This window comes from Persicimonas caeni, from assembly GCF_006517175.1.
In the GTDB taxonomy this organism is placed as follows: Bacteria; Myxococcota_A; Bradymonadia; order Bradymonadales; family Bradymonadaceae; genus Persicimonas; species Persicimonas caeni.
Window position 1 is genome coordinate 2,599,569 of the sequence record NZ_CP041186.1, and the last position, 18,157, is coordinate 2,617,725.

12 protein-coding genes and 1 pseudogene are annotated in these 18,157 nt (G+C 63.8%); 6 read left to right on the forward strand and 7 right to left on the reverse strand.

Translation table 11 applies throughout. The features are described 5' to 3' along the window. Nucleotides 1–110 precede the first annotated feature (110 nt). From FIV42_RS09620 to FIV42_RS09630, 3 genes are all read right to left on the reverse strand, one after another. Nucleotides 111–1,130, reverse strand: a complete 1,020-nt coding sequence (locus FIV42_RS09620; RefSeq protein ID WP_141197474.1) for a tetratricopeptide repeat protein — start codon at nucleotides 1,128–1,130, stop codon at nucleotides 111–113. 140 nt (nucleotides 1,131–1,270) lie between these two features. Then, on the reverse strand, nucleotides 1,271–3,391 hold the full coding sequence (locus FIV42_RS09625) for an SDR family NAD(P)-dependent oxidoreductase (protein WP_141197475.1): 2,121 nt from the start codon (nucleotides 3,389–3,391) through the stop codon (nucleotides 1,271–1,273). Between the two features lie 2 nt (nucleotides 3,392–3,393). Next, on the reverse strand, nucleotides 3,394–4,551 hold the full coding sequence (locus tag FIV42_RS09630; protein WP_141197476.1) for a thiolase family protein: 1,158 nt from the start codon (nucleotides 4,549–4,551) through the stop codon (nucleotides 3,394–3,396). A gap of 312 nt (nucleotides 4,552–4,863) precedes the next feature. Here FIV42_RS09630 and FIV42_RS09635 point away from each other — a divergent pair, with 312 nt between their 5' ends. After that, a complete protein-coding gene (locus tag FIV42_RS09635; RefSeq protein ID WP_141197477.1) occupies nucleotides 4,864–6,891 on the forward strand; it encodes a PAS domain-containing hybrid sensor histidine kinase/response regulator in 2,028 nt (675 codons plus the stop codon). Between the two features lie 19 nt (nucleotides 6,892–6,910). Here the strand turns inward: FIV42_RS09635 and FIV42_RS30695 are convergent, their stop codons facing one another. Genes FIV42_RS30695 through dtd form a run of 3 tightly spaced genes read right to left on the reverse strand, consistent with a single transcriptional unit; the run spans nucleotide 6,911 to nucleotide 8,752 of the window. After that, complete coding sequence (locus FIV42_RS30695) at nucleotides 6,911–7,930, reverse strand: lysophospholipid acyltransferase family protein (protein ID WP_222615425.1); 1,020 nt, start codon at nucleotides 7,928–7,930, stop codon at nucleotides 6,911–6,913. 3 nt (nucleotides 7,931–7,933) lie between these two features. Next, nucleotides 7,934–8,284, reverse strand: a complete 351-nt coding sequence (locus tag FIV42_RS09645) for a histidine triad nucleotide-binding protein (RefSeq protein ID WP_141197478.1) — start codon at nucleotides 8,282–8,284, stop codon at nucleotides 7,934–7,936. 21 nt (nucleotides 8,285–8,305) lie between these two features. Further along, entirely contained in the window at nucleotides 8,306–8,752 is a 447-nt protein-coding gene (gene dtd / locus FIV42_RS09650; protein ID WP_141197479.1) for a D-aminoacyl-tRNA deacylase, read from the reverse strand. 243 nt (nucleotides 8,753–8,995) lie between these two features. On the opposite strand from dtd, the gene FIV42_RS09655 reads away from it, so the two are divergent. Further along, on the forward strand, nucleotides 8,996–9,694 hold the full coding sequence (locus FIV42_RS09655) for a hypothetical protein (RefSeq protein ID WP_141197480.1): 699 nt from the start codon (nucleotides 8,996–8,998) through the stop codon (nucleotides 9,692–9,694). A 1,019-nt stretch (nucleotides 9,695–10,713) separates the two neighbouring features. Here the strand turns inward: FIV42_RS09655 and FIV42_RS09660 are convergent. Beyond that, nucleotides 10,714–13,002: a DNA internalization-related competence protein ComEC/Rec2 gene (locus tag FIV42_RS09660; RefSeq protein WP_141197481.1), complete on the reverse strand. Its 2,289-nt coding sequence runs from the start codon at nucleotides 13,000–13,002 to the stop codon at nucleotides 10,714–10,716. A 677-nt stretch (nucleotides 13,003–13,679) separates the two neighbouring features. Here FIV42_RS09660 and secA point away from each other — a divergent pair. The 4 genes and pseudogenes from secA to FIV42_RS09675 all read left to right on the forward strand — a co-directional run. Beyond that, nucleotides 13,680–16,275, forward strand: a pseudogene (gene secA / locus FIV42_RS09665) (preprotein translocase subunit SecA); the annotation flags it as partial. A 50-nt stretch (nucleotides 16,276–16,325) separates the two neighbouring features. Next, the gene (locus FIV42_RS31545; RefSeq protein WP_449304922.1) at nucleotides 16,326–16,550 is read left to right on the forward strand and encodes an SEC-C metal-binding domain-containing protein; all 225 of its coding nucleotides are present in this window, start codon (nucleotides 16,326–16,328) and stop codon (nucleotides 16,548–16,550) included. A 24-nt stretch (nucleotides 16,551–16,574) separates the two neighbouring features. Next, a complete protein-coding gene (folB, locus tag FIV42_RS09670; RefSeq protein WP_141197483.1) occupies nucleotides 16,575–16,931 on the forward strand; it encodes a dihydroneopterin aldolase in 357 nt (118 codons plus the stop codon). An 84-nt stretch (nucleotides 16,932–17,015) separates the two neighbouring features. Then, nucleotides 17,016–18,005 carry a site-2 protease family protein gene (locus FIV42_RS09675; RefSeq protein WP_141197484.1) on the forward strand — a complete coding sequence of 330 codons (990 nt, stop codon included), beginning with the start codon at nucleotides 17,016–17,018 and terminating at the stop codon, nucleotides 18,003–18,005. The last annotated feature ends 152 nt before the right edge of the window (nucleotides 18,006–18,157 follow it).

Sequence of the window (18,157 nt, forward strand, 5' to 3'; positions counted from 1 at the left end):
CCATCAATACGAGCTGAACGGGATAAGAATTACACGATATAGCGCACACAAAAAAGGAGCGACGGCCAAACCGTCGCTCCTCGATTCATCGTCGAGCTGGTGCTCGATGCTCAGTTTGTGCGTACGCAGCCTCCGCCTCCGCCGCCAGCGCTGCGCATTTGCATGACGCCTTCGCGTTTCGGAGTGCGAACCTTCTCGACCTCGAACTCCTCGGTGCGAAGTTCGTTGACCGCCTCGCCCACTGCGTCCTTGCACAGGTGGTGGGTGCTCGCCAGCGGCATCGCCTCGCGGCACAGCGCGTCGATGGAGACACCGCGATAATTCTCACGGAGCTCCTGGGTGACGCGGTGCAGCTCGTCGGTGCCGTCTCGCTCATCGGAGTCGGTCACGCTCAGGTTCTCATCGACGTCTTGGAAGAGGACCGTGGCGCCGACCACCTCGACGAGCGTCTTCCACTCGCCGCTCTCGATGCGGTTCTGGCAGCGATCGTAGCGCCGGCGCAGATCGTGGAAGTTCTGCAGGGCGTGGCCCTTTTCGATGCCGCGCGCCTCACGAGCGATGGCGTACTCGACCCACAGCCCGGTGTGCAGCGTCTCGCAGGAGGACGCGTTGCGACGCAATGCGCGCTTGTAGAGCACACGCGCCCGGTTGCGGTCCATCTCACGAGGCACCCACAGGCCGGCCCACGCCAGGTTGTTCTCCATGACGCCGTTGGACGGGTTGCCCACACTACGCAGGCCCTTCTCGAGGGTGTCGACGGCCTGCTCGTGCTCGCCGAGCACGATCTGGTGGTAGCCTTTCAGGTTGTATAGCGGCTCACTCGCCGGATAATAATGCAGTCCCTGCGACGCCACGGTCATCGCCATGCGCGAGTTGTTCTTCTGCTCGAAGCAACTCGCGTAGACGAGCCAGTCGGTCTCCGACCACCCGGTCTTATTCTGACCGAGCACTTCACGAATACCGCTACACGACTCGGTCGCGTGGTATTCGTAAACCTGCGGGGCGTCGGGGGTGTTTTGCTGGGCTACCTTGTAGGCCAGCGTGCCCACCGCCGAAAACGCGAGCAACGAAACCGTCGCTACCGTCGCCGAGGCGGGGCTGGTGAAGATGGTGCGTGGAGTGATCGCCATGGCTGGGTCCTCGCTGTGTGGGTCCTAGTCTACCCAACAGTATAGAAAATCGGCTCTTATGGCTCAACAACGGTCGACAAAAGTTTTATTTCATTCGCCGACCGCCGCTGCCAACTGCCGCCAACTGCCTCACTGGAAAGCTATGCACTTTCGACGACTTCGGCCAATCCGCGGCTCAATACCGTCTGGCCATCGTCGTTGACTGCCTCGAACCCGAGAGTGGTCACGCCTTGCTCCGAGTCCAATTTCCACACCCGCGTAGTCACCGTCTGCTCGGGGAGTACCGGCTTGGAGAAGCGCACGCGCAGCCGCTTGAGACGCCGGGGATCGCCGTCGCACACCCCGTTGACGATCGCCTTTTGGGCAAAGGCCATCGTGCACATGCCGTGCAAGATCACGCTGGGCAGCCCGGCCGACTCGGCGACCTTCGGATCTGTGTGGATCGGGTTGTGATCGCCGGAGGCCTCAGCGTAGCGAAGCGGTTGATCGACGGCGACAAACTGGGAATCCTCGACCACGATCTCGCGATCCTCGGGCGCGATCTCGTCGGCCGGCGCCTTCTTTTTCTTCTTGCCGCCGCCCCCGCTTCCCGAGCCGCGGATGAACAGGCCGCTGGTCGACTCGGCTACAAGCTCGCCTTCGCAGACCAGCCACTGGCGAATCGTGAGGAGTTGACCACTCGACTTGTCCTCGATCTCGGCGATCTCGGCGCGCGCGGCCACCAGATCCCACGGCTCGAGCGGCCGGTGAAAGCGCATGTCCTGCTCGCCGTGGACCAAACGGAGCAAATCGGCGTTGAGCGCCTCGTCGGTGATCGCCTCGCCCATGACCTCGTGGAAGAGCTTCTGGCTGAAGAGCGGTGGAGCGACGATGCCGCCTTCGCGCTCGACGTCGACGTAATGAGGGTTCGGATCTTCGGTCGCCTCGGCGTAGGCGACCATCTCGGGCGCCTTCACAAAGCGCGCTGCGCCCTTGAACTTGGTGCCCAACATGTCGCGGTTGAGCCCCTCGGGCGCCTCGTCGGCGTCGGCCTCCTCGGCCGGGCCACCCAAGGCGCTGGCGGCCTTGGCCAGGTCGAACAGCTTGCCGAACTTCATGAGAATATCCATGTTGTCCGAGCCGATCTTGCCGCCCATAAACGCCTGCTCGGGCTTGAGCTTACCGCTGGCCAGAGCCAGCAGCGTGTCGGCGCTGTCGAAGGTGACCTTGCCGTCGCGATCGTCGCTGGGACCGCCCTGAAAGCTCGCCTGCCCGTCAGCCACGTCGATGGTGTAGGTGCCGGTGCCCTCTACCTCGAACTGGATCGTCGCCTTCCAGCTACCCGCTTTGTCGGCGCGAAGCGTCTGCGGCAGCGCTTCGAACAGCGCGCGTACCTGCGCGGCTGCTTCCGAGTCGGCTTCGCCGCCCGCCTGCGGCAGCGCGCCGATCTCGTCGATGCGCTCGCCGACCTTCGCCGGCGTCCAACGCTCTTCGCCTGAATCGAGGCTGGCAAGATCGATGCCCGGGGTGCGCTGCATCTTGTACTCGAAATAGTGCGACCCGTGCGCCCCGAAGATGCGCCCGGTCACGTCTGCCGCCTCATCGCTGGCAAGCCAGGCGACCAGCGGCGCGATGTCCGCGGGCTCCATCTGCTCGGGCACCGCGTCGATGTCCTCGGTCATGCGCGTCTTGGCCACCGGCGCGATCGCGTTGACCGTGATGCCGAAGCGCTGGCCCTCCATCGCCACCGTGCGCGTGATCCCGGCGATGCCGGCTTTGGCCGCGGCGTAGTTCGTCTGGCCGAAGTTGCCGAGCAGGCCGGCCAACGAGCTCGTGTTGATGATGCGCCCACCAGACTCCTGCTTCATCATCTGGCGCACAGCCGCTTGGGTGACCAGATACGTCCCTTTGAGGTGAACCGCGATCACCGCGTCCCACATCTCCTCGGTCATCTTGACCAGCGTCTTGTCGCGCAAGATCCCGGCATTGTTGACCACGATGTCGATCCGACCGAACGCCTCGACGGCGTCGTCGATGATCGACTGGGCCCCGGCGGCGTCGGCGACCGACGCATAGTTGGCCACCGCCTCGCCGCCCGCCTCTTTGATCTCGGCGACCACCTTGTCGGCAAATTTCGAGCTCTCGCCCTCTCCGTCGACCGCGCCGCCGAGGTCGTTGACCACGATCTTGGCGCCCTCTTGGGCCATCAAGAGCGCATGCGCCCGGCCCAAGCCGCCGCCGGCACCCGTGATCGCCACCACCTTTCCATCCAAAAGTCCCATTCTCACATCTCCCGCTCGATAATCGTTGCCACAGCCTGTCCAAATCCGATGCAAAGCGTCGCCAACCCGTAACGGACGTCTTGGCGCTCCATCTCGTGCAGAAGCGTCACCAGAAGACGCGCGCCCGAGCACCCCAGCGGGTGGCCCAGCGCCATCGCGCCGCCGTTGACGTTGGTGCGCTCGAGCAACTCCTGGGGCTCGTCGCTCATCTCGTGGGCCCAGGCCAACACCACCGGGGCGAACGCCTCGTTGACCTCGAAGACCCCGATATCGTCGAGCGTCAGCTCGGCCTTCTCGAGCACCTTCTTCGTCGCCGGAATGGGACCGGTGAGCATGATCGTCGGGTCGACGCCGGCCACGGCCATCGCCTTGAAGCGCGCCCGCGGGCTCAGGCCGAGCTCTTCGGCCTTCTCTTTGGTGCCGATGACCACGGCGGCGGCTCCGTCCGAAATCTGGCTGGCGGCAGCCGCGGTGACCACCCCGTCGTCTTTGAACGGCGTCTTCAGCCCGGCCATCTTCTCGAGCGTGGTGCCGCGGCGCGGCCCCTCGTCAGTGTCGAAGCATACCTGCTCGCCGTCGGGCGTGGTGAGGTCGAGGGGCAAGACCTCACGCTCGAAGCGCCCCTCGTCGATCGCGTGAATCGCGCGCCGGTGCGACTCGAGAGCCAGCTTGTGAAGATCCTCTTTGCTCAGCCCCCACTTCTCGGCGATGAGCTCGGCGCTCACGCCCTGCTGGATGATGTCGTACTTGTCGGTCAACAGCTCGCTCAACGCGCCCATGTCCGAGCCCATCGGCACCCGGCTCATCGACTCGACGCCCGCGCCGATCGTCAGGTCGTGCATCCCGCTCATGACGCCCTGGGCGGCAAAGTTGACCGCCTGCAGGCTCGAGCCGCACATGCGGTTGACGGTGGTGCCGCAGGCGGTCACCGGAAAGCCTGCGATCAACGAGGCGACCCGGCCGATGTTGATCCCCTGCTCGTCGACCTGGGTGACGCATCCCATGATCACGTCTTCGACATGCGCCCCGTCGAGATCGAGCTCGTCGGCGAGTCCTTTGAGCAGCGCGCCAGCCATATCGTCGGGTCGCGTGGCGCTGAGGGCACCACCGCGCTTGCCGATCGCGGTCCTCTTCGCGCCGAGAATATAAGCGTCTGTCATAGTCTGGCTCCCTATTGTAATGTGTAAGTGGTCACTAACATGACCTCGTAAAGGTAGGAAACCTGCCGCGGAAGGGCAAGAGTGAACGCTCATTCATCGCTCGCCCCGATATAGTATTAGGGCAACCGGAGCCAAAGGTGACCGGTGCCAAGGAGCGTTCGAAAATGGGTCACGACAAAAAGCCGCGACTTCGCTTATGCTCGTTATTGACCGTCATTATCCGCAGAAAGAATAGAAATCTAACGCTCTGTGACTATACTACCGCAGGCGACATCATGTAGGTCCCGCGCCGATAATACCTGAGCCGAGCTTATGCCCGAGGACAAAGCCACAACGGACGATCAACCGACGTCGCTGATCCCCGACTCGCCGATCAAAGAGATGCTCGAAGGAGAGCAGCGACATTTTTTCGAAGCGATCATCGAGGGGATCAATGAGGGCGTCGCGGTCTACGATCGCGACCTGCGCTACGTCTTCGTCAACCGCTTCTTCACTGAATCCACAGGCCTGACCGCCGATCAAATTATGGGACGCAAGGCCAGCGACGTGTTCCCCCAACTGCGCCACGAAAGCTGGCAAGAGTTGGTCGAGCGCGCCCTGGACGGCGAAACCGTCGAGACCGGCGACCGCAAGTGGGTCTTGCCGCAGCTCGACCGCCCGGTGTGGATTCGCACCACCTACGGGCCGATGCGCTCGCCCCGAGGCGACGTGGTCGGGGTACTGGTGGTGGCTCGCAATGTGACCGAGCGCAAGCGCGCCGACGAGGCCGCGCTCCAACTCGCCCGAAAGGAGGCCGCCCACGCCGAGGCGGTCGCCGCCGAGCGCAAGATTCGCCGGCTCATCGAGAGTATCGGCGACCCGTTTTTGGCCGTCGATCCCGATGGTAAAATCATCTACGTCAACGAAAAGGCCGCCGACTATTGGTCGATGGACCGAGACGAGCTGATGGGGCGGCGCGTCGGCGACGTGTTTCCGGCGGCCAAGAATTCCGAGGCGTCGATTCATCTCAAGAAAGCCATCGAAGAGAACCGCCGGGTCAACTTCGAAGCCCGCTCGGTGGTCACCGGCCGTTGGATCGAGATCAGCGCCTATCCACTCGACGGGGGCCTGTCGATCTACTTTCGCAACATCGAGGAGCGCAAACGCGCCGAAGAGGCCCGCCAACGCTACGAGCGCGAGCTGGTCGCCGCGCGCCGGCAGGCCGAGGAGATGGAGCGGCTCAAGTCGAGCCTTTTGGCCAACATGAGCCACGAGATCCGCACCCCGCTGACCAGCATTTTGCTGCAGGCCGAAGTCCTCTCGCGCGACCTGGAGACAGCCCACCAAGAGGCCATCGGGCGCATCGTGCGCTCGACCGAGCGGCTCGGGCGCACGCTCGACTCGGTGCTGACCTTCGCCCAACTCGAGAGTGGCATGCTCGAGCCGCACGCCGAATCGATCGACCTGTTCGCCGAGGTCCGGCAGATAGTCGACGAACTCAAACCGCTGGCGGACAGCAAAGGACTCGAACTGTCGGTGCGACGCCTCGACGGCCAGCCCCAGCCCCAACACATCCGTCTGGACGCCACGCTGATCCACCGCATCGTCACCAATCTGGTCGCCAACGCCATCAAATTCACCGAGTCGGGAGGCGTGACGGTCTGCGTGCGCCAGACGCCGAGCTCGGTCACCCTCGATGTCGAGGACACCGGGATCGGCATCTCCGCGCCCTTCGTCGACCAAGTTTTCGAGCCGTTCAAGCAACAGTCGACCGGCCACGGGCGCACTCACGAAGGTAGCGGCCTGGGACTGACCATCACCAAGCGCCTCATCGAGGCGTTGGATGGCGAGATCGACGTCGAGAGCCAGCCCGGCAAGGGGAGCCGCTTTACCGTCCACTTGCCCGTCCAACCTGCCGAGCGAGAGGAAGCGCCGCCCGGAGACATCGGCGCGCAGTCGGCCCCCGTCGCCGAGCCCTCCGATCAGAAACCGCTGTTGGTGGTCGACGACAACGTCGACATCTGCGAGTTGCTCGAATTGATGCTGGCGCCGCGCACGGTGCACACCGCCCAGAGCGCCGAAGAGGGCCTGAAGAAGGCGGCAAACCATGATTACGCGGCCATCTTGATGGACATCAGCCTGCCGCGGATCAGCGGTGTGGACGCATTGCACGAGCTGCGAAACCAAGACAGGAACCATTCGACGCCGGTCATCGCCATGACCGGTCACGCCCTGCCCGGAGACCGCCAGCGCCTTCTCGACGAAGGCTTCGACGCTTACTTGGCCAAGCCCTTCAGCCCCACCGGCCTCGACGCCGTGCTCGAGCTCGCCGAGGACTCCGAAGCCTCACTGAGCAACTGAGCTGAGCACCTGAGCAGCTTCACACGAACCGACGCGTACCACGCACCAGCCGCTCGTCGTCCTCACTTCGTTGATATTCGGGGTCGAGCAATATGTTGATGCGGTCCATGACCAACTCGGTCATCGCTTCGAATTTGTCGACGTATTTCTCGGAGGCTTCGCGGGTAAAGGGGTGGTACGCCGCGTCGATCTGAAACTCGGCGAGCTCGGCATCGGGCATGAGCGCCTCGCCGATGCGATAGCGCACCTCCCCGCCGCGCGACAGCGGGTTGGCCCCGGGGTAGGCATCGTCGGAGCCGTTGCAGCCCACAGGCACCACAGGGGCCCCCAACCGAAGAGCCATCTGCGCCAGCCCGGTGCGCCCCTTCGACAGTCGCGGAGAGCGAGTCCCCTCCGGAAAAACGAGCACGTTGCAGCCCAGGCGAAACGCCTGGACGTTCAGCCCGACGAACTCGTCGATCATCAACCGGAACAGTTCGATCTGGGCTTCGACGTAATTCTCCCGGCGCGGGTCGAAGTCGTAACCGAGCATGTCGCGCGGGGTCTCGAACAACTCGGTCACCTCCGCGTCGACGTCGCGCTCGACGGCCTCGGCGCGAAGTGTCGTCAGGTCGGTCTCGCCGCTGTCGATCGCCCCGCGAATCAACCGGTAGGCCTCCTCCGAGGGCGGCCGCCCCAGGAACTCGACGGCGTCGGCGGTGATCAGGTAGCCGCGCGAGGGCACCGGGATCTGGTTGGCGGACACCAACAACTTTCGCACGACCGTGTTCTGGTAGTACTTGCCTTTGACCCAGGTGCACAGCGACGGCCTGTCGTTGCGCAGAAGCCAGACGAAGAAGGGGATATAGTTGAACCGGTCGGTGTGATTCATCGCAAAGATCACCGACCGGTCCCAGGGTACGTTGTCTTCGCCCTCGACCTCGACCTTCGTGCGCGTGGGTGGAAACAGGTAGTTGGTGCGCGCAATCCCACCCAAGAATCGAATCGTCAGCGGATCGGCCGACAATTCGACGTTACGCATGACATCCAGGGTCAACATGACTCACCCCGGAGGCCAGGAGAGGTCGCGGCCGCCGATGACGTGCAGGTGGATGTGGAAGACCGACTGGCCTACGCCCGCGCCAGTATTCAGCACCAGGCGAAAACCGTCCTCTTCGAGGCCCGCTTCCTTGGCGATGTCGCGCGCCCGCAACATCAGCTTGCCCAGCAACTCGGCCTGGTTCTCCTCGGCCTCCCACAGGCTGGCGATATGTTCCTTGGGGATGACCAAGATGTGGGTGGGCGCCGCCGGATTGATGTCGTTGAAGGCGTAGACGTCGTCATCCTCGTAGACTTTATCCGAGGGCATCTCGCCGTCGATGATCTTGCAGAAGATGTCTCTTTCGTCGCTCATCGGTTCTCCTTTGCGTTCGAGTTATCGATCCCGGCTGTCGATCCAAATCGTCACCGGCCCATCATTCACAAGCTCCACATCCATCATCGCCCCGAAGACGCCCGTCTCAACCTTGCGCACCTCCTCGGCCGCCCGGGCGACGAACGCCTCGTACATCTCGTCGGCCTCCTTGGCGCCCATCGCCCCGGTAAAACTGGGCCGGCGGCCCCGGCGGGTGTCGGCGTACAGCGTAAACTGGCTGACTACGAGCATCTCGCCGTCGATGTCCTTCAGCGACAGGTTCATCTTGCCGTCGTCGTCGGCAAAGATCCGCAGGTTGATCGTCTTGTCGAGCAGGTACTCGAGATCCTCGTCGGTGTCGCCCTCGCCTGCGCCCAAAAGGACGAGCAGGCCGCGACCGATCGCTCCGGTGATCTCACCGTCGACGGTGACCTGGGCTCGGGAGACTCGCTGCAAAAGTACGCGCATGGGGGCCTCGTGTGGGGGATCGGGTGGTGCTGGAGGGTTTTGTAGCAAATGGCGGGGCATGTGCAAATAGTGGCTCGAGGCAGCATCTAGGCGGGGTCGCCGCGAAATCCGAAAAAAAATTGATCGTTTGCTCACCCGATCTAAGCTGGCCAGTCCGGGCACACCTGGTGCCCATCGAATCACTGTTTGGATGTCCGCGCCCCCGGCTCGCCGAGACGCGGAAAAACTTGAATATATCTGTAGATGACACGACACTGGTATCTAATCGACGACGACGGTTGCCGCAGGATTAACGTGAGCGAGAAGAGCTGGGACTTCTGGTCCGACTTTCGGTCGGGAGGAGACGCGAACGAGGCTTGGCCTGCGTTCACCCAGGCGGCGGTGTGCGCCGAGCTCGGCAAGGCCGTGGCGACCATCCGCGAGATCTCCGGCGAGCTCGACTACGACTACGAAGACGTCACGATGACCCCCGAGATGTGGGACGGCGGGCTGTGCCTGGCTACCGACGACGAGCTCACCCTGATGACCGAGCCGTCGGTCGAGCTCGACGAGCGCTTCGTCAACGCCGAGAGCGCCGAGATGCTCCTCGAGCGCCTCGAGGTCGACGGCGCCTTCTTCGGCTACGACCCGGCCGCGGGCACCCTGATGCTCAGTGTCTTCTCCAACGGCACCCCCGATTTTCTGTGGGCCGACTCGCTGCAGCCCGGCCCCAGCCACGCGATCACCTTCCACGACGACGGCACCGCCACCCAGGAAGACCCGCGCAAATTCGCCTTGCGCCGCCTCGGCCAGCCCGAGACCAGCCCGTTCTTGGACCGCTACGCCTTCGTCGAAAACGAACTCGCCAAGCTCGGCTTGCAAGACGTGCAACCCGAACTCGAGCGACGCCCCATCGTGGCGGTGCTCAACCTGGAGCGTCGCCCGGGACGGAGCCTGGGCTGATCGGACGCATTCGTGCACGCGGGGTTCGACAAATAGGAAGCGCGAAGGGCGCGAAAGACCCCGGCGGGCTCGCCCCGCCCGGTGAACCAGCCTGGGCAGCTACCGAAGCGCCCATCTGCCCCCAAAGACCCCGGCGGGCTCGCCCCGCCCGGTGAATCAGCCTGTGCAGCTAAAACCGGCCACCGACGCCCGTCATGACAACGTACCGGTGCGTCTACCGACGAAATTCGCCGGCATGGGCGCTGCGTGTTTGCTTGTGATTGCGATCGGCTAACGGGCTAAGCCCGCCCCGTTTTCGAGCCACCTCGGCCAGGTCACACGCAGGGCGCATGCCTGACCCGACGCCACACCTTACGACTACAACGACGCCGCTGCGGCACTCCTCATGGCACAGGCCCATCTTCACGCCACGCCGCTACTTCCACTTCGACGCATCAACAAACCCGCACCGGGCAAATCCGATAACTGCGCTCCGCCGCCAGGACGAAGCTACCGGCTCGGCCTCCGCCGAGCGCGTCGAAGAGGTACGGTCCAACATCTCCTCGGAGATACGCTCGCTACGAAAGCTCTGTTTTGCGGATCGGGGAACCGTTCCGCCGCAGGCTGGGTTCTGCTCGACAACTCCGGACCGAGCCGAGGCGAGGGGATTCGGTGCAGATTCGGACGCCGTCTGACGCAGGCGATGTGCTGGTCGCGAAGCGACCGAATGCCCTTGGGGTGCGGAGCATCGTCGAGGAAAGACGGCGCCGAAGATGCACGAATCAACCGCCTTCGGCGACGGGAGTGAGTTGTCGAACAGAACCTTCTGAGCCCACCGGCTCAGCCACCCGGGGAGTGAGCCAAGGCCAAACTCCGACCCACCCGCCCGTTTGAAATTTGTGGGGAAATTCGTGGCCACGATACGTCCACCCCTCATTACGGTTTTCGGCAAAAAACAAAAATTGTTGCGTACTTTTTTCAAGATCGGCCCGTGGTGGGGTGCATAAGGGGAATCTCTCTAATCGCCGGGGTCGCCCCAATCACGGCCGAACGGTCCTCACCTCCAGCCTCCCGCCCGCCCCGATCACAACGCGCACCAACCCGCGGTGCGCCGTCTCCAGCACATCGATCCCTCGACGCCGGTAGCGCGCCAATACCTGCGCGTGCGGGTGGCCGAACCGGCTGAACCGCCCCGCCGACACGACCGCGACTGCGGGGCGGACGGCGTCCAAAAACGGCGCGCTGCTCGAGGTCCGCGAGCCGTGATGGGGCACCTTGAGCACGGTGGCCTCGACCGGCCGATGGTCGACGAGCCAGCGCTCGGCGCCGCGCTCGACGTCGCCGGGTAGCAGCACGCCGGCCGGGCCGCGCGCGATCCGGGTGACCAAGCTGGCGTCGTTTTGCGACCGGCCGGTGACCTGCGGCCGCACGATGTCGATCGTCACGCCGCCGAAGGTGCGCCTGAGCTCGCTGTCGAGCGCGTGCAGCTTCGCGCCCGTCCGTCCGGCGCGGCCGACGAGCTCGCGCAGGCTATCTTGTCGCTCGCGGGCGTCGAAGACGAGGTGGCGCGGGCGCATCTGCTCGACGACCGCAAAGAGCCCGCCCAGGTGATCGGTGTCGGCGTGGGTGACAATCACCCAGTCGAGCTGCCGAACGCCCAGCCTGCGCAAATACGGCACCACCACGAACCGGCCCGGGTCACGCCCCAGCCTGCTGCCGCCGGCATCGACGAGCATGGTCGTTCCGTCGGGGAACCCGACGAACGTCGCGTCGCCCTGCCCCACCGGGATGAAGTGGACATCGAGCGAGTCGTCTTGTCCGATCGCCGGTCGAAACAGCCCCACGGCCAGCCCGAGCGCGATCATCGCCGCGGCGCAGGCGAGCCGCCGCGGCGTCCATCGGCTGGTCACCGCCACGAGCGCGCCCATCGCCAAGCAAACGGTCGCCCACAGGGGCGTCGCGCCGGTCACCCACTGCGCGCCGGGAAGCGCCGCGACCCATGTGAGCACGCCGCCCAGAGCCAAGAGCACACCGGTGGTCAACTCGACGATCATGAGACCGACCGGCTCGACGACAATCGAGCTCAGCGCCCCCACGGCGAGCAGGGGAAAGACGATCGCGCTGACCAACGGAGTGACGATCAGGTTGACCACAAGCCCGCTCGTGGCCACCTCCCCGAAGTGCGCGGCCACGCTGGGCCAGGTCGCCACCGTCGCGCTCGTCGACACGCCCACGAAGAGGCCGACGCGGCGAAGCTGTCGTCTCGCCCACGGCTCGGGTTCGGCGAAGGGATCCTCGGGGGCGTCGAGGATGGGCGGGCGAAATCGCAAGAAGAGCAAAATGCCGAGCGTCGCCGAGAAGCTCAACTGGAAGCCCAGATCGATGACCACCGCCGGATTATGGGCGATCAGGCCGAGCGCGGCCGCCGCCAGAGCGTGCAGCGGACACAGAGGACGCATCAAGACAAGCGCCGTGACGCCCACGGCCACCATTACCCACGCACGCACCGCCGACACCGGCGCACCGATGGCCAAGACGTAGACGCCGAGCAGGAGTACCACGGCCCCGCCGCACGCTCGGCGGCGCCCGAATCGAAGCAGCACCCACTCGAAACGATTGACGACCACCGAGCAGGTCCACCACAGGAGCGCGGCCAATACGCCCAGGTGCAGCCCGGAGATCGCCAACAGGTGGGCCGTGCCGGTGTAGCGAAATGGGGCGACCGTCGCGGGCTGCAAGAAGGCGCGGTTGCCCGTGGTCAGCGCGACGGCGAGCGCAGCCTGTTGGTCTTCGCCCTGCTCTTCGATGCCCCCGAGTCCCTCGAGAAGTCGGCGCTCGAAGCGCGCTCGCCCCTTGGCGAGGGTGCGTTCGACCCACACGATGGGTCCGATGCGGCTTCCCACGATTGCGACCGGCTCGACGGCGGTCGCCCGCGCGTCGACGCCGCGAGAGGCCATCGCCTCGCGAAGCGATCTTTGCCCGGGAAATGCGCGCCCCGGATAGTTTTCCACGCGCGCGAACACCTCGATGCGATCGCCCGGCCAGGCCGGGGCCTCGTGAGCGTCGAGGTGATCCGCGGGCACGAAGAGGCGCACATGCGGCGGCTCGGCATAGCGACGGTCGTCGAGCGCGTCGAGGCTCACCTCCAAGCTCCAGCCGCGCGGCGACCGGCGGCCGATGCCCGCCACGGTGCCGTGCATGACTCCGCGCACGCGCTCCTCTGCGAGCGCCGAGAGTTGTGGAGTGGGGGCGAATAGCTGGACGCCGATCGCCGCAAAGGCGAGCGCGACCAGACAGACGGCGAGCAGCGGCTGTTTTAGCAGATCCATGGCCGATCGTTGGCAACGAGAGCATTGACACCATCAGGGGGCATCCTTATAACCGGCCCCCATTTTGGTTATCGGCAAAAAGACCTCGATCGTTGCGTACTTTTTTGTAAAAAGGCGGCGCGATCGTGGCTCGTACGCCCCACCAGAGTCCTGTTTTCGCTGCGATTTGCGGGTGTTTTCCACCGCCGCAGGCGAGGTTTTCCACAACCCGGTCGAAGTTTTCCACAGGCGTGTGGAGACCGTCTCAAAGGGGGCACCCGAACGTCACACTCGCCCCAAACCACCGTATCCCGGCGTAAACACACGCCTTTTCGCCACCCTGGCGCGCGATCGGTCGAGTATTTGTGGAGAATTTGGGTCTGCGTAGGTGTTGGCTGTGGACAGCCTGTGGAAAACTTGTGGGTAAATATGTGGTTTTTCCCAACAGGCCTGTGGAAAAGCCGGTGAGTTTTTCACAGAACGTGACCCGACGCTGTGTTTTTTTGTCCGACGGTCGCGTATCGAATAGTCCAAGCCCGACGGAATTCGGCCCCCCGGATTCCTGTTTATGCGCACGAGACTTGCGCACACCCTGTCATGCCTCTATGAATCAGCACGCGGTGAGACAGGCTTGATCGGGACGCCCATTGTGGAGCGTCCGCCAAGAATTAGAAGTCGCTACACAGGTTTGCGATCCCATGTTCGAATTCCTCGCAAAGATCTTCGGCTCGGCCAACGAGCGTTTCCTCAACAATTGTCAGCCTCATATTGAGGCGATCAACAACTTCGAGAAGCAGATCGAGAAGTTGTCTGATGAGGAGCTCAAAGGCCAGACGCCCAAGCTCAAGCAAAAGCTCGACAACGGCGCTACGCTCGACGACATCATGCACGAGGCGTTTGCCACCGTGCGTGAGGCGAGCAAGCGTACGTTGGGCATGCGCCACTACAACGTCCAGATGATCGGCGGCATCGCGCTGCACAACGGTCACATCGCCGAGATGAAGACCGGTGAGGGTAAGACCCTGGTGGCGACCTCGCCGCTGTATCTGAACGCGCTGGAGGGCAAAGGCGCCCACCTCATCACGGTCAACGACTACCTGGCCAGTCGTGACGCCAAGTGGATGGGCCACATCTACAACTTCTTGGGCTTGTCGGTCGGCACCATCGTCGGCGACCAGCCCTCGAGCGTGCGTCAGAAGGCCTACGGCGCCGACATCACCTACGGGACGAACAACGAGTTCGGCTTCGATTACCTGCGCGACAACATGAAGAACCGGCTGAGCGACATGGTTCAGCGCGATCTTCACTACTGCATCATTGACGAGGTCGACTCGGTCCTCATTGACGAGGCGCGTACGCCTCTGATCATCAGCGGTAAGGCGGATCGGTCGACCGAGATGTACTTCGAGGTCAACAACATCATCCCCTACCTCAAGCGCGACGAGGACTACCTGGTCGACGAGGAGCACCGCTCCACGACGCTGACCGACGCGGGTGTGGAAAAGATCGAGAAGAAGCTGGGGATCGACAACCTGTACGATCCCAAGCACATCGAGATGGTCCACCACGTGAGCAAGGCGCTGCAGGCGCACACGCTTTACAAGAAGGACGACCAGTACATCGTCCACGACGGCGAAGTCATCATCGTCGACGAGTTCACTGGCCGCCCGATGCCCGGACGGCGTTGGTCGGACGGTCTGCACCAGGCGGTCGAGGCCAAAGAGGGCGTGCCCATCCAGGAGGAGAACCAGACCCTGGCGACGGTCACCTTCCAGAACTTCTTCCGCATGTACGACAAGCTGTCGGGCATGACCGGTACCGCCGAGACCGAGGCGGCCGAATTCCACGAGATCTACGACCTGGAGACGGTGGTCATCCCCACCAACCGCCCGATCGCGCGTAAGGACTACGACGACGTCGTCTACAAGAGCTACCGCGAGAAGTTCAACGCTATCGTCGACCAGATCGTCGAGTGCCACGAGCGTGGCCAGCCGGTCCTGGTGGGTACGACCAGCGTCGAGAAATCCGAGGCGATCAGCCAGGTGCTCAAGAAGAAGCGCATCGACCACGAGGTCCTCAACGCCAAGCAGCACGAGCGTGAGGCGCATATCGTCGCCCAGGCCGGCCGACTCGGCGCGGTGACCATCGCCACCAACATGGCCGGTCGTGGTACCGACATCTTGCTCGGTGGCAACCCCGAGTTCTTGGCCGAGGAGGTCGCCGGCGAGCAGACCGTGCCCATCGGCACCCCCGAGCACGAGCGTCACGAGCACTACACCGACGAGTACAACGAGGCGTACGAGAAGTTCGCCAAGCAGTGCAAGGAAGAGAAGCAAAAGGTCATGGAGGCCGGCGGCCTGTACGTCATGGCTACCGAGCGCCACGAGTCGCGCCGCATCGACAACCAGCTTCGCGGCCGCTCCGGCCGTCAGGGCGACCCGGGCGCCAGCAAATTCTTCCTGTCGCTCGAGGATGACCTGTTGCGTCTGTTCGGCGCCGACCGCGTCGCGCGCATCATGGACACGCTCAAGATGCCCGAAGGTGAGCCCATCGAGCACAAGATGGTCACCCGCAGCATCGAGAACGCCCAGAAGAAAGTCGAGGCGCGAAACTTCGACATTCGTAAGAACCTGCTCGAGTACGACGACGTGCTCGACAAGCAGCGTAAGTCGGTCTACGACCTGCGCAAATTCGTCCTGCGCGGCGAAGACGACGAAGGTCACTCGCTGCGCTACATGGCCCTCGACCTGTTCGAGGATGTCTGCCTGGCGACCATCGAGACCTACGCCTCGCGCGAAGTGCGCATGGAGGACTGGGATCTCGAAGGACTCGAGTCGGCCCTCGAGCAAGTCTTCGACATCGAGTTCGACCTGGCCGGCGCCCGCGGACGCGACGCCATCGAGATCCAGGTCTGGAACACGGCTTACGCGCACTTCGAGAAGAAGGAAGGCGAACTCGAAGCCCTGGCCGAAAAGATCAACGAGCGCCGCGAGCAGCAGCTCGAAGAGCTCGAGGCCGCCAAGGCGCAGGCCGAGGCCGAAGCTCAGGCCGACGAAGACGGTGAGGTGGCTGCCGAGGTCAACGACTGGGATATCCCCGAGGAGTTGCACGAGCGCGTCTCGGGCCGCGAGCTGTTCGAAGAGCAGATCCGCAACCAGTACCTGATGGCCATCGACCGCTACTGGAAAGAGCACCTTCAGGCCATGGACCAGCTCCGTGACGGCATCGGCATGCGCGGCTACGCGCAAAAAGATCCGAAGCAGGAGTATAAGAAAGAGGGCTACAACCTCTTTTTGGACATGATGATGAACGTCAAGCGGCGCGTGGTCGAGTTCATCTCCAAGATGGAGATCGACACCCCCGCTTCGCTGCAGCCTCGCCCCGAGCCGCAGGTGCCCAAGCGCATCGAGTTCAACCGCGGCGGCGGCCCGGCCGAAGCCAGCGTCGAGGAAGAGGAGACGTTCGAGCGCGAGTTGCCCAAGATCGGGCGCAACGATCCTTGTCACTGCGGCAGCGGACGAAAGTACAAGCGCTGCTGCATGCGCAAGGACAACAAGGCGAGCGCCTAACTCAGCAGGTCTACGAGGTAGACGTTGCGTATCTTCGTCGAAAAACTCCACTTCGTCGGCTATCACGGTGTCTATGAAGAAGAACGCCGTGATGGCCGACGCTTTCGGGTCGATCTGGCCGTCGAAGTGGCCCAACCCGAGGGCGCCTCGAGCGACGAACTCGACCACACCGTCGACTACCGCGGCTTGGCCGAGGTGGTTCTGTCGGTGGGCGAAGGTGAGAGCTACAAACTCATCGAGCGTATGGGCGATGAAATCCTGACTCGCCTCTTCGACCGCTTCCCGGCGGTGCACAGCGCCGATCTGACCATCCGAAAATACGCCACCGGCGTCCCCGGCGCCCCAGAATGCGTCGGCATCGAAATACAACGCACACGCTGAGGGGTTTCAAACTGCAGCAACGCAGTTGCAGTAACGCAGTCTCCAAACCCCTAAACCCCTCAACCCCTAGCCCCTCAAGAACCGATGTTTGAGCGCAGCGGATACCACTTCTTTACCTTCCGCGGCATCGATGTCGCCGTCAGCCCCTGGTACATGTTGCTGATGGCCTTCTTTGCCTTCGGCGGGCTGCTTCGCGCCGGCGGCGGCGCCAGCGGAGCCGAATTGCAGTACGGCCTCTTGTTGGTCATCGGGGTGACGGTGTCACTGCTGATCCACGAGTTCGGCCACGCCTTCGTCAGCAAGTATTACGGGCTGCGCCCGAGCATCTTGCTGCACGGATTCGGCGGGTTGTGCGCCCACGAGCCGGCCGACAGCGACGGAAAGGACGCGTTCATTGTCTTTGCCGGCCCCGGCATCGAGCTCGTCTTCGGCGGCCTGTGCGCCGTGTTCGGCTGGTTCGTCCTGCCGCAACTCGGACTGAGCCCGCCGGTCTACTCGGTGCTGGCCGACTTCACCAATATCCTGATCTGGTTCAACATCGTCTGGGGCGCACTCAACCTGCTGTTGCCCATCTGGCCGCTCGATGGCGGCCAACTCTTCCACCTACTGCTTCGCCGCTTCATGCCCGAGGCGCGCGCCCAGGAGTTGGCGCTCAAGGTGAGCATCTTCGTGCTCATCCCAGTGGGGATCATCGGGTTCATGTACCTGAAGAGCTTCTTCGTGGCGCTGCTGGCATTCTTCCTGTTGATGAACAACATCAACGCCCTCAAGGCCGGCCAACAACTCGTCGCGCGCCAGGCCAAGGTCCGCGCGAGCGACTTCCAGCAAGAGTTGTTCGAAGAGGCCGAGGCGGCCTTGGCCGACGGCGACGTGCGCGAAGCCTATCGGCTGTGCCACCAGCTTCGCTCCACCGGCGACATGCCGGCCAAGATGCTCGATCGCGTCTGGGAGATCCTGACGGTGACCGCCGTCGAGATGGAGCGGTTTGACGAGGCCAAGTCTTACGCCAAACGCGCCCCCGACACCGCCGCGGTCAAACAAGCACGCGCTCGCCTCGAGACGCAGACCGCCTGAGGCGGCCCACCACCGCCGAGGTCCTCCAGATTCGGCTGAAATCCGACAGTTCCCGCTTGGCGACGCCGCCTCGCTCCTTAGGTTTGTTTCACCGGGGTACGCGCTTTCTTCACGCTTTGACGGGGTCGGGGGAGGATCCATGTCGCTTCGGG